The 11,636-nt window shown below is 65.0% G+C and carries 12 protein-coding genes and 1 tRNA gene; 8 read left to right on the top strand and 5 right to left on the bottom strand.

The features are described 5' to 3' along the window. Window positions 1-29: 29 nt before the first annotated feature. Window positions 30-662 carry an ATP-dependent Clp endopeptidase proteolytic subunit ClpP gene (gene clpP, locus ACZ1H8_RS03605; RefSeq protein ID WP_465180022.1) on the top strand — a complete coding sequence of 211 codons (633 nt, stop codon included), beginning with the start codon at window positions 30-32 and terminating at the stop codon, window positions 660-662. Window positions 663-888: 226 nt separating this feature from the next. Continuing rightward, window positions 889-2,145 (top strand): ATP-dependent Clp protease ATP-binding subunit ClpX, encoded by a 1,257-nt coding sequence (clpX, locus tag ACZ1H8_RS03600; protein WP_110149339.1) that lies wholly within the window; start codon window positions 889-891, stop codon window positions 2,143-2,145. Window positions 2,146-2,212: 67 nt separating this feature from the next. On the opposite strand, the gene ACZ1H8_RS03595 is transcribed toward clpX, so the two are convergent. From ACZ1H8_RS03595 to ACZ1H8_RS03575, 5 genes are all read right to left on the bottom strand, one after another. Next, complete coding sequence (locus ACZ1H8_RS03595) at window positions 2,213-2,755, bottom strand: hypothetical protein (protein WP_465180021.1); 543 nt, start codon at window positions 2,753-2,755, stop codon at window positions 2,213-2,215. Window positions 2,756-2,817: 62 nt separating this feature from the next. After that, window positions 2,818-3,774, bottom strand: coding sequence for a cytosine permease (locus tag ACZ1H8_RS03590; protein ID WP_465180020.1), 957 nt, complete (start codon window positions 3,772-3,774; stop codon window positions 2,818-2,820). After that, entirely contained in the window at window positions 3,759-3,833 is a 75-nt protein-coding gene (locus tag ACZ1H8_RS03585) for a hypothetical protein (RefSeq protein WP_465181329.1), read from the bottom strand. Before ACZ1H8_RS03585 ends, ACZ1H8_RS03590 begins: the two co-directional genes overlap by 16 nt. 165 nt (window positions 3,834-3,998) lie before the next feature. Next, window positions 3,999-5,063: a serine hydrolase domain-containing protein gene (locus ACZ1H8_RS03580; RefSeq protein WP_465180019.1), complete on the bottom strand. Its 1,065-nt coding sequence runs from the start codon at window positions 5,061-5,063 to the stop codon at window positions 3,999-4,001. Further along, on the bottom strand, window positions 5,060-6,826 hold the full coding sequence (locus ACZ1H8_RS03575) for a M1 family metallopeptidase (protein ID WP_465180018.1): 1,767 nt from the start codon (window positions 6,824-6,826) through the stop codon (window positions 5,060-5,062). Before ACZ1H8_RS03575 ends, ACZ1H8_RS03580 begins: the two co-directional genes overlap by 4 nt. Before the next feature lie 85 nt (window positions 6,827-6,911). Here ACZ1H8_RS03575 and lon point away from each other — a divergent pair, with 85 nt between their 5' ends. The 6 genes from lon (at window position 6,912) to ACZ1H8_RS03545 (ending at window position 11,587) form a co-directional block, all read left to right on the top strand. Further along, window positions 6,912-9,320 (top strand): endopeptidase La, encoded by a 2,409-nt coding sequence (lon, locus tag ACZ1H8_RS03570; protein ID WP_465180017.1) that lies wholly within the window; start codon window positions 6,912-6,914, stop codon window positions 9,318-9,320. A 193-nt stretch (window positions 9,321-9,513) separates the two neighbouring features. Then, window positions 9,514-9,786: an HU family DNA-binding protein gene (locus tag ACZ1H8_RS03565; RefSeq protein WP_110149345.1), complete on the top strand. Its 273-nt coding sequence runs from the start codon at window positions 9,514-9,516 to the stop codon at window positions 9,784-9,786. 102 nt (window positions 9,787-9,888) lie between these two features. Beyond that, window positions 9,889-9,963 (top strand) — tRNA-Val (locus ACZ1H8_RS03560). Between the two features lie 225 nt (window positions 9,964-10,188). Next, entirely contained in the window at window positions 10,189-10,404 is a 216-nt protein-coding gene (locus ACZ1H8_RS03555; protein WP_465180016.1) for a hypothetical protein, read from the top strand. Window positions 10,405-10,550: 146 nt separating this feature from the next. Further along, window positions 10,551-10,961 carry a hypothetical protein gene (locus tag ACZ1H8_RS03550; protein ID WP_465180015.1) on the top strand — a complete coding sequence of 137 codons (411 nt, stop codon included), beginning with the start codon at window positions 10,551-10,553 and terminating at the stop codon, window positions 10,959-10,961. A gap of 227 nt (window positions 10,962-11,188) precedes the next feature. Next, entirely contained in the window at window positions 11,189-11,587 is a 399-nt protein-coding gene (locus tag ACZ1H8_RS03545; protein WP_465180014.1) for a hypothetical protein, read from the top strand. The last annotated feature ends 49 nt before the right edge of the window (window positions 11,588-11,636 follow it).

The raw sequence follows: 11,636 nt of genomic DNA, 5'->3' as shown, positions 1-11,636 counted from the left end.
ATTTTCCCATGCATCCGCTTTCCGGTCAGATGACCATCGATCCCGTCACCGGCGGACTCGTCCCCATCGTCATCGAGCAGTCGAGCCGCGGCGAGCGCAGCTTCGACATTTATTCGCGTCTGCTGCGCGAGCGCATCGTCTTCGTGACCGGTGGCGTCGAGGACCATATGGCCTCGCTGATCACCGCCCAGCTGCTGTTCCTCGAATCGGAGAATCCGAAGAAGGACATCTGGATGTACATCAACTCGCCGGGCGGCGTGGTGACCGCCGGCATGGCGATCCACGACACCATGCAGTATATCCGTCCGCGTGTCGGCACGGTGTGCATCGGCCAGGCCGCCTCGATGGGCAGCTTCCTGCTGGCCGCCGGCGAGCCGGGCCTGCGCGTCGCGCTGACCAACGCCCGCATCATGATCCACCAGCCCTCGGGCGGTGCTCAGGGCATGGCATCGGACATCGAGATCCAGGCGAAGGAAATCCTGCGCATCCGCCAGCGGATGAACAGCCTCTATGCCAAGTATACCGGTCAGCCGCTCGAGAAGATCGAGCGGGCGATGGACCGCGATACCTTCCTCGAGGCGAACGAGGCGAAGGAATTCGGCCTGATCGACGAAGTGTACGAGAAGCGTCCGAGCCCGGCGGAAGACGCGCCCGCGGCCTGATCGTTGCGCAACCGGCCCCTGCCCGACGGGCGGGGGCCGCGCTATCGTGCGTCCGCTCGATCGCGTGCCGCTTGTGCAGCGCCGAATCCTTGCCCTTGTTTCGGCTCGCCGCATGGGCATATTAGGCGTCTTGTCACGGTTGCCGGCGTATAGGCAGCACGTCGCGCGCGGAAATCGCGGTGACAGCGTACCAAATGGCTCCTGCGGGAGCGCGTAAGGAATTTCTATGACGAAGCTGAGTGGCGGCGATTCGAAGAGCACGCTCTATTGCTCGTTCTGCGGAAAGTCGCAGCACGAAGTCCGCAAGCTCATCGCCGGCCCGACGGTCTTCATCTGCGACGAGTGTGTCGAACTGTGCAACGACATCATCCGCGAAGAGACCAAGTCCGCACTGGTGTCGAAGAAGGACGGGGGCGTCCCCACGCCGCAGGAAATCTGCGACGTGCTGGACGACTATGTCATCGGCCAGAAGCAGGCGAAGCGCGTCCTCTCGGTCGCGGTGCACAATCACTACAAGCGGCTGAACCACGGCGCCAAGGGTGCCGATGTCGAGCTGGCCAAGTCGAACATCCTGCTCGTCGGCCCGACCGGCTGCGGCAAGACGCTGCTGGCGCAGACGCTGGCGCGCATCCTCGACGTGCCGTTCACCATGGCCGATGCGACCACGCTGACCGAGGCAGGCTATGTCGGCGAGGATGTCGAGAACATCATCCTGAAGCTGCTCCAGGCGTCCGACTATAATGTCGAGCGGGCGCAGCGCGGCATCGTCTATATCGACGAGATCGACAAGATCAGCCGCAAGGCCGAGAACCCCTCGATCACGCGCGACGTGTCGGGCGAAGGCGTTCAGCAGGCGCTGCTCAAGCTGATGGAAGGTACCACCGCGAGCGTTCCGCCGCAGGGCGGCCGCAAGCATCCGCAGCAGGAATTCCTGCAGGTCGACACGACGAACATCCTGTTCATCTGCGGCGGCGCCTTTTCGGGCCTGGAAAAGATCATCGGCGACCGCCTCCAGGGCAAGTCGATCGGCTTCGGCGCCTATGTCGCGTCACCGGAGGAGCGCCGCACCGGCGAGGTGCTGCGCCAGACCGAACCGGAAGATCTGCTCAAGTTCGGCCTGATCCCCGAGTTCGTCGGCCGCCTGCCGGTCATCGCGACGCTCGAGGATCTCGACATCGAGGCTCTGGTGAAGATCCTCACCGAGCCGAAGAACGCGCTGGTGAAACAATATCAGAAGCTGTTCGACATGGAGTCGGTGCGCCTCGGCTTCACCGACGACGCGCTGATCGCGGTCGCCAAGAAGGCGATCGAACGCAAGACCGGCGCGCGCGGCCTGCGCTCGATCCTCGAGGCGATCCTGCTCGACACGATGTTCGACCTGCCCAGCATGGACGGCGTCGACGAGGTGATGGTCGACAAGGATGTGGTGGAGGGCCGCAAGGACCCGGTCCGCGTCTATGCCAAGGAAGCCAAGGCGGGCTGAGCCTGGCTGTCGGAAGCCGATATGGGGCGCCGCGTATATGAACGCGGCGCCCTTTTCTTTGCCCGGGTCAGCGCAGCTGCGCAGGCCAGCGGATCGTGCGCAATGCCGCCGCCACATCCGCATCGAGGTCGAGAGCAGCGAGATAGGTGAGGCGGTACTTCACCAACCACTGATCGCCCGGTGCGCAGTAGAGATAGAGTTCCGACTTTACCGGCTGCGGCTGGCCACCGCCCAGCGCGAACGGAAACGTATACTGAACCTGACGCGCGGCATCGGGAGTCGCGCCGCTCGGGGAGGGCAGGCGGCGCTCGGGGCCAAGCTTCGCATCCTGATAGCTTCTGGTGATGGCGGCCTGCGCGTCGGTGAAGGTCCCGTCGCAGCCAAGGTCGTTGGCGGGATAGACATAGATGGTGAGCATCGCTGCCAGCTTGCCGTCGCGGTCCAGCGTGTAGCCGACACTCGCGTCGCTGCCATCGTCATTATACTCGAATATCCGGCCGCGCTCGAACGCGCCCAGCCGCTCGGGAAAGTCGACCTTCGCGGCGCGGTGGCTCCAGGTCGGCGGCGGGTCCTTCACCTCGGTTTGTGCGGCCGCGGGCAGGGCCGTCATCAGGGCGAGGCCCATGGCAATTGGTGCAAGCCAGCGTTTCGTCATGACGGCGAGTCCCTCCTTCAGTCGCGCGACACCGATCCGCGCATCATCAGCGTATAGAGGATCAGCGCGATTCCCAGCCCGATGAACCACGCCCAGTCGTAGATCGCCGTCCAGGGCGCGCCGATCGCTCCGAATCGGATCGGAAAGGCGGTCGCGAGGAAGCCCGGCAGGTTTGGCAGCACCCCTGCGGCGAAGGCGATCAGCGCCGCCGGGTTCCATCCGCCGCGATAAGCATAGGGCCCATCGGCGCGGTACAGCGCCTCCACGTCGAGCCGCGTGCGGCGAATCAGCCAGTAATCGGCGATCAGAATCCCGGCGATCGGCCCCAGCAGCGCGCTGTATCCCGCCAGCCAGACGAAGATATAGCCGCCCGACGTCTCCAGCAGCTTCCAAGGCATCATCACGATGCACAACAGCGCGGTGATCGTGCCCCCGGTTCGGTACGAGATGCGTCGCGGCGCCAGCGACGAGACGTCATAGGCGGACGACACCAGGTTCGCGGCGATGTTGCACGAGATGGTGTCGATGCTGATCACGACCAGCGCTAACAGCACGAACGGCCCGGCAAAAGTGCCCGACAGCTTCACCGGATCCCAGATCGCCTCGCCATGGATGACGACCGTTGCGCTGGTGGTGATGACGCTGGCCAGCGCGATCAGCCCCATCATCGGCGGCAGGCCGATCGTCTGGCCGACGATCTGGTCGCGCTGGCTGCGCGCGAAGCGGGTGAAATCGGGGATGTTGAGCGCCAGCGTCGCCCAATAGCCGATCATCGCGGTCAGCGCGGGCCAGAACACCGACCAGAACTGCCCGGCCTTTGCGCCACCCGGGGCGAAGGCCGAGGGCGCGGTGAAGATCGGACCCACCCCGCCGGCGGTGTCGATCGCCCACCACACCAGGGCGACGCACACCAGCAGCTTGAACGGCGCGGTCCAGGTCTCCAGCCGCCGGATGGTGGTCAACCCTTTGCGCACGACATGCCCTGCTCGATCAGGCCCGCCGCCAGCATCCAGGCGGGCACAGCGACGATCATCCCGACCCACAGCGCGAGATAATGATACCAGGCCCAGTTGCGCTGCGCCGCGCTGGTCGGCGCCAGGTCCGCATTCCACAGATGATGATCGGCTATGGCCGTTCCCCCACCAAACCCCGGGGGCGATTGTCCTCCGATGCGGGCGATGCCGCAAGGGGGACGGGTTCAGCGGGCCTTGTCGGCGATCAGCGCGGGCAGGATGAAGCGCTCGATGGGCGCGGTCGTCATCTCGTGCATGCCGCGCTTGTTGTAGTTGGTGCTCAGCACCACGACGACCGCGTCCAGATCGGGGAACAGCACCACCTTGTTGCCGCCATTGCCCGACATGTAGAAGCCGGGCCAAGGGCGAGTATCACCGGGCACGCGGTAGTCGCGGACCCACCAGAGATAGCCATAGCCGTCCAGCGGCGTCGCCCGCGCCCGCACGCGCAGCATCTCGCGCAGCCAGTCGCGCGACACGATCTGCCTGCCGTCGACCGCGCCGCCGCTCAGCACCACTTGGCCGATCGCCGCGAAATCATCGGCGCGCAGCTGCAGCTGGCCGCCGGTCTGCACCTCGCCCGTTGGCGAGCGGGTCCATTTCGCGCCCGTGATCTTCAGCGGATCGAAGAGCCTGCGCTGGACATAGGCGTCGAAGCGCTCGCCCGTCGCCCGCTCGACGATCCGGCCGAGCAGGAAGGCGCCGGCGGTGCAATAGGAATAGCGGCCCTGGCCGGCCGGATCGCGCGCGAAGCCGGTGAACAGCGGAATATCGAGCGCGAATCGGGTCCAGTCGCGGGCCTCGTACATCCGCTCCTCATTGCCCGGGCTGGCATCGGTCCAGTCGTCGCAATCGAGCGCCGACGACATGGTCAGCAGGTCGCGGATCGTGATCGCACGCTTCAGCGGGCCGTCATGGGCGAAGGGCTCGCGGTCCTTGAAGAATGCGAAGGCCGGCCGATCGACGCCCGCCAGCTTGCCGTCGTCGATCGCCATTCCGACCGCGATCGCGGTGATCGACTTGCCCGCCGACCGCCCGTCGATCCGGCTCTCGGCGTCGTTGCCGCGATAATCCTGTGCGAACACGGTCCTGCCATGCTGGATCACCCGGATCGCCTCGATCCGCTGATAGCTGCCCGCCTCGATCTCTGCCGACATGGCGCGCAGGTCCAGCGTCTGCGCCGTCGCACCCGCCGGCAGCAGCACGGCAGCTACGACTGCCGCGATCCGGGTCAGCAGGCCGCGGCTCAAGAGCGCCGCCGCTGCACCGCCTCGACTGCGGCGCTGCGCTTGAGCAGGCGCGAGGCGGGATCGACGACGACATGCGCCCGCTCCGGCACCTCCAGCGTCGCAGTGCCTCCGGTCATCGGCACCAGTTGCACCTTGCCGTCCACCTGCACCTCGACCGGCAAGGGGAAGGGGGCGCCACCCGGCGCCTTCCAGCTCAGCGTCAGCCGCGTGCCTGCGCGCTGCTGCACCAGTTCGGGAAGCGCGGCCTGGCGCAGATAGACGTCGAAGAACCAGCGATAATCCTTGCCGGTGACCTTGTTCACCGTCTCGACGAACTCGTCGGTCGTCGCGAAGCGCGGCTTGAAATTGCCCGGCTTCGGATCCGGCCGGCCATAGACCACCCGTCGCGTCACGTCCCAGAAGGCATCGTCGCCGATCGTGTTGCGCAGCGTGTGGAGCACCCAGGCGCCCTTCACATAGATGTCGCTGCCCGGGCCGCTGCCATTATCCTCATAGACTTCCTCGCTGGTCGGATTGCGGCCCGACACGATCGGCGCGCGATTGGCGATCTGGAGCCGGAATTCCTCCATCATCACCGCATAGCGCGCCTCGCCCTCGCGCCAGCGGCCGTAGAGCGGCTGCATATATTGGGCGTAGCCTTCGTGGAGCCAGAAATCGTCCCAGCGCGCCGCGGTCATCTGGTTGCCGAACCATTCGTGCGCGAACTCGTGCTGGAGCAGCCAGTCGAACCCGGTCGCGTCCTTGGCGTAGTTGTTGCCATACGCGTTGATCGTCTGGTGCTCCATGCCGAGATAAGGCGTCTCGACCACGCCCATCTTCTCCGCGCTCCACGGATAGGGGCCGACCACCGCCTCGAAGAAATCGAGGATCTGTGGGAATTCCTCGAACAGCCCCGCCGCCTGCTGCTCGCGACCGGGCAAATACCAGTAGGTCATCGGGAAGCGGTTGCCGAACCGGCTGGTGTAGGTCGCGCTGATCTCCTTGTAGGGCGCGACGTTCAGCGACACGAGATACGGGTTGATGCTGGTCGATCGCCAGTGAAAGGTCGTGCGACCGTCGGGCAATTGCTCGCGCTTCACCAGCACGCCGTTGGACGGTGCCGACAGCCCGGCGGGTACGGTGATGTGCAGGTCGACGCCCGCCGGCTCGCCCTGCGGAAAGTCCAGGCACGGCCAGTAGAGGTCGCAGCCATAGCCCTGCGCCGTGGTGCTCATCCACGTCTTGCCGTCGCGCGTCGCGCCCCACACGATTCCGTCGTCCCATGGCGCGCGCACGGCGACATGCGGGATGCCGCCATAGGTGATCTTCACCTCCGGCTTCGCGCCCGCGGCCAGCGGGCGGGGCAGGGTGATGGTCAGCCGGCCCTCCGGATTGCTCCATGCACCCGGTGCCAGCGCGCGCCCATCGACGCTGATCGCGCTGACCGGCAGGTTGCGGTCCAGGTCGATCAGCAGCCGGCTCTGCGGCGCCGATGTCGTCAGCTTCAGCGTCGCCACGCCCTTCAGCATCTTCTCCGCCGGCAGGACCTCGAACACCAGGTCGGAATGGTCGATCCGCAGCGCCATCCGCTCGGGCTCGATCTCGCCGCCGGTGCGCATCGTCAGCGCGGTGATGGCCGGCTTGCCCGGCGTCTGGGCCAGGGCGGGGGTCGCGATGGCGGCGATGCAGGTCGCGAGCAGCAGGGGCGTGCGGATAAGGAACCTCCTCGGCAGTTCAGACGGGATAGCGGTCGGCGCGACCGCGGGACGGGACGGGACTCGCATCGGTGCAGGACCATGATTGATGCCGCGGCCACACTCCCCATATAGTGGGGGACTGAAGCCCCGTTCGGGCTCGACCGGAGTTCCCATGAAGCAATCCTACCCCGTCCTGCCATTGCGTGACATCGTCGTCTTCCCGCACATGATCGTGCCGCTGTTCGTCGGCCGCGACAAGTCGGTCGCGGCGCTGGAATCCGCGATGGCCGACGACAAGGAGATTTTCCTCGTCGCCCAGCTCGATCCCAGCGAGGACGACCCCGGCCGCGAGGATCTCTACGATACCGGCGTCACCGCCGAAGTCCTGCAGCTGCTCAAGCTGCCCGACGGCACCGTCCGCGTGCTGGTCTCGGGCAAGGAGCGCGGCCGCCTCGACACTCTGGTCGAGGACGGCGCCTTCCTGACCGCCAGCATCGCCCCCGTCGCCGAGGATGACCAGAGCCTCGAGGAAGCGAGCGCCGAGATGAAGGCGCTGATGCGCTCGGTGATCGAGCAGTTCGAGAATTACGCCAAGCTCAACCGCAAGCTTCCGGCCGAGACCGCGGTCCAGCTCGCCGAGCTGGAGGATGCCTCGCGCCTGGCCGATGCCGTCGCCGCCAACATCGCCGTGAAGGTTGCCGACAAGCAGTCGCTGCTGATCGAGACTAACCCCCAGAAGCGCCTGGAGATGGTGTTCGCCTTCATGGAGGGCGAGCTGGGCGTGCTGCAGGTCGAGAAGAAGATCCGCAGCCGCGTGAAGCGGCAGATGGAGAAGACCCAGCGCGAATATTATCTCAACGAACAGCTCAAGGCGATCCAGCGCGAACTGGGCAATGAGGGCGAGGACGGCGAAGGCGACGAAATCGCCGAGCTGACCCAGAAGATCGCGACGCTCAAGCTTTCGAAGGAAGCCCGAACCAAGGCGACCGCCGAGCTCAAGAAGCTCAAGACCATGGCGCCGATGAGCGCCGAGGCGACGGTCGTGCGCAACTATCTCGATGTGCTGCTGGGCCTGCCCTGGGGCAAGAAGTCGAAGGTCAAGAAGGACATCGCCGCGGCGCAGGCGATCCTCGACGAGGATCATTATGCGCTGGAGAAGGTCAAGGACCGGATCGTCGAATATCTCGCCGTCCAGGCCCGCACCAACAAGCTGAAGGGGCCGATCCTGTGCCTCGTCGGCCCCCCGGGCGTGGGCAAGACCTCGCTGGGCAAGTCGATTGCCAAGGCGACCGGGCGTGAGTTCATCCGTCAGTCGCTGGGCGGCGTGCGCGACGAGGCCGAGATTCGCGGCCACCGCCGCACCTATATTGGCTCGCTGCCGGGCAAGATCGTGACCAACCTGCGCAAGACCGGCACGTCCAACCCGCTGTTCCTGCTCGACGAGATCGACAAGCTCGGCCAGGATTTCCGCGGCGATCCGGCATCGGCGCTGCTCGAGGTGCTCGACCCCGAACAGAACAACAAGTTTAACGACCATTATCTGGAGATCGACATCGATCTGTCGGACGTGATGTTCGTCACCACGGCCAACTCGCTGAACCTGCCCCAACCTTTGCTCGACCGGATGGAGATCATCCGTCTGGAGGGATATACCGAGGACGAGAAGGTCGAGATCGCCGAGCGGCACCTGATCGCCAAGCAGGTCGAGGCGCACGGGCTGAAGGATGGCGAGTTCGTCCTGACGACCGAGGGGCTTCGCTCGCTGATCCAGCATTACACCCGCGAGGCCGGCGTCCGTACGCTGGAGCGCGAGATCGCCAAGCTGGCCCGCAAGGCGCTGCGTCGCATCCTTGAGGGCAAGGCGGAGAGCGTGACGATCACGCCTGAAAACCTGTCCGAATTTGCCGGGGTGCAGAAGTATCGCCACGGTCTGGGCGAGGATGAGCATCAGATCGGTGCGGTCACCGGCCTGGCCTGGACCGAGGTGGGCGGCGAGTTGCTGACGATCGAAAGCGTGACCGTTCCCGGCAAGGGCGCGATCAAGACGACCGGCAAGCTGGGCGACGTGATGAAGGAATCGGTCGAGGCCGCCTTCAGCTTCGTTCGCGCGCGCAGCCCGGTCTATGGGATCAAGCCCAGCATCTTCGCGCGCAAGGACGTCCACGTCCACTTGCCCGAGGGCGCGGTTCCCAAGGACGGTCCGTCGGCGGGCATCGGGCTGGTCACATCGATCATCTCGACGCTGACCGGGGTGGCGGTGCGCAAGGATGTGGCGATGACCGGCGAGGTCACGCTGCGCGGCCGCGTGCTGCCGATCGGGGGCCTGAAGGAGAAGCTGCTCGCGGCGCTGCGCGGCGGGATCAAGACGGTGCTGATCCCGAAGGAGAACCAGAAGGACCTGGCGGAAATCCCGGCCAACATTCGCGAGGGGCTCGAAATCGTGCCTGTCGCCCATGTCGACGAGGTGCTTCGCCTGGCGCTGACCGCGCCGCTCGAATCGATCGAGTGGACCGAGACCGAGGAACTTGCGACCCAGCCGCCGGCCGGCGTCCAGGGCATCGAATCCTCGCAGCGCCACTGACAGACCATAGACCCTCCCTTCGGGGAGGGTCTTTTTCATCACGCTGGCGTCACGAATCGGCCCGTCGCCGGTCCGAAATGGCTGAAATGTTTTGACAGGCACGGACGGCCCGTGCTGACTGGACCCTCCGGCTTCGGCCGTGAGTCATCTTTACGTATTAACGGCTTATCGCAGACAGGGGGATCTCCGGGACATGAACAAGCAGGAATTGATCAGCCAGGTTGCTGACACCTCGGGCTTGGGCAAGGGCGACGCCACCAAGGCCGTCGAGGCAGTGTTCGACGCAATTTCGGTCGCACTGAAAAAGGGCGACGAAGTCCGCTTGGTCGGTTTCGGCACCTTCTCGGTCAGCAAGCGCAAGGCAAGCACCGGCCGCAACCCGCGCACCGGTGACCCGATGACGATCAAGGCGTCGAACCAGCCGAAGTTCAAGGCCGGCAAGGGCCTGAAGGATTCGGTCAACTAAGCGGGAAATCCAGGGGAGGGCCACTCCCGCGCAGGAAGCCACTGGACAGGCCGGCTCCTGACGCTTAAAGGCCCGCTTCCCGTTTCGGCCCAAAAGGCCAATGGGCGCGTAGCTCAGTGGTAGAGCACTGTGTTCACACCGCAGGGGTCGCAAGTTCAATCCTTGCCGCGCCCACCATATAGAAAGCCCGTCGGTCCCCCCGGATCGACGGGCTTTTTCTTAGTTGGATGGTGAGTGCGGCGTCCTCATGGCCGCCTGCACCGCTGGTCGTGGAGCCTGTGTCTCCAGTCGATAAAGCGACGGTCGGCGACTTGATCTGCAGGACTCGACGGAGTTGGATAGCGCCCGGTCCGGCGCGGTTTCGGGAGCCGGTCGCCATATGACGGTACAGCAAGGGACATCATGATGAAGATTGCCGGCTGGTTGCTCCTGGCTCTGGGGCTGTTTTTCGTAGTGGTCAGTTTCTCGTTCAACACGGCCAATCTCGGTGCTGACGGCGAACGAATCGTGGATGCCGGCCGGGCGCAGACCCAGATGATGGTCTTTGCGGGCGGGTGCGTCCTAGGCCTGATCGGAACGATCTTCGTGGTGGCGGGCAGCAGGCTCAAACGGCCCTGAAACGATGCTCGCGCTGTGGATGGTTCCGCCAAAATGGTGCAACCAAGCGGCGGACCGTTGGTTGATGCTTGGCAGCCGGCGGAGGGGTGCGCCCGCCGGATCGCCAACCCTGGAGTGAGAATGAGCGTTTCGCAGGTGGTCGAGTCGTGACCAAATCCGGTATTACCTTGATGATTACGGGCATTTCCCTGGCAGTGATCGGCACGGTGGTCTCGCCATCGCTGCATCAGCCGATCGTCGCGATCGGAAACGACAACTCCGGATGGCGGGTCGTCGACAGGCTGATCGCGGTAAGCGGCGGCATCCTGTTCCTCGCCGGTATTGTCATGACGGCATTGGGGATCAGGACGACGCGCCGGCAGCGGGGCGAAGCCGCACCGGCCGTGGGCAGCGGCGAAAGCTATCGCTCGCTGGTCGATCCGGCATCACTGGCGCCGTCGCCGGCAAGGGCGGGGCAGGCCAGTGGCTATGACATCCTGTTCGTCACCATTGCGATCATCGGCGCGACCATCCTTGCACTGGGCGGCGTGGCAATGTTCTTCTTCCGGCAAGTCTAGCGCCGACGATATCGGTGAATAGGGCCGCGGCTTCGGCCTCGCCTCACCTGCCTGCCGGGTCGATCGCAGCACGTCGATTCACCGCACGACGATACCCCATGGTTTCACCAAACTGAGCAGTCGCGGAGGACCGCGCAGCGCGAATGTTATGGCGCATTCCCCCGGTCTGCGCGAATGAGGCGTTGAAAGTCGGTCACCCTAATAAAAAGGTCGCGGGGAGCCAGATCATGATGCGCGGTGGGTCAATCCTGATGGCGGGGGGCATTTCCCTGCTGAGTGTTGGTGTCGCCATGGAAGATTCTCTGGCGCGGACGAAGTTGGCCGAAAGCATTAATGCGCACTGGATGGCGTCGGACGTGCTGATGATTGCCAGCGGTATGATCCTGTTGATTGCTGGTATTGGACTCAGCGCGGTTGCCAATTGTCGTCGCCGGAAGATGGCGCTTCTAAAGTTCGAAATTTCTCGTCAAAACAGGTCGATGACGTTTAGCGAGGGTGGCTCTCCAGTTCAGCATGCGCGCACTTATGATGGCGTCGACAATGGTGACGCCATTTATTACTTCGCTGGCGCGATGGCAGTCTTCACGATCATCGTCCTGAGCGCAGCTGCCTATTGGGGCGGCTGAAGCCTGACTCTGTCGCCTCCCGCTGAAGGACAGGCGCCCGCCGCCGCGA

This window comes from Sphingomonas sp. BL-S-25, assembly GCF_055521555.1.
Note: the sequence above shows the minus strand (reverse complement) of the source record. Positions and strands in the feature narration are given on the sequence as shown.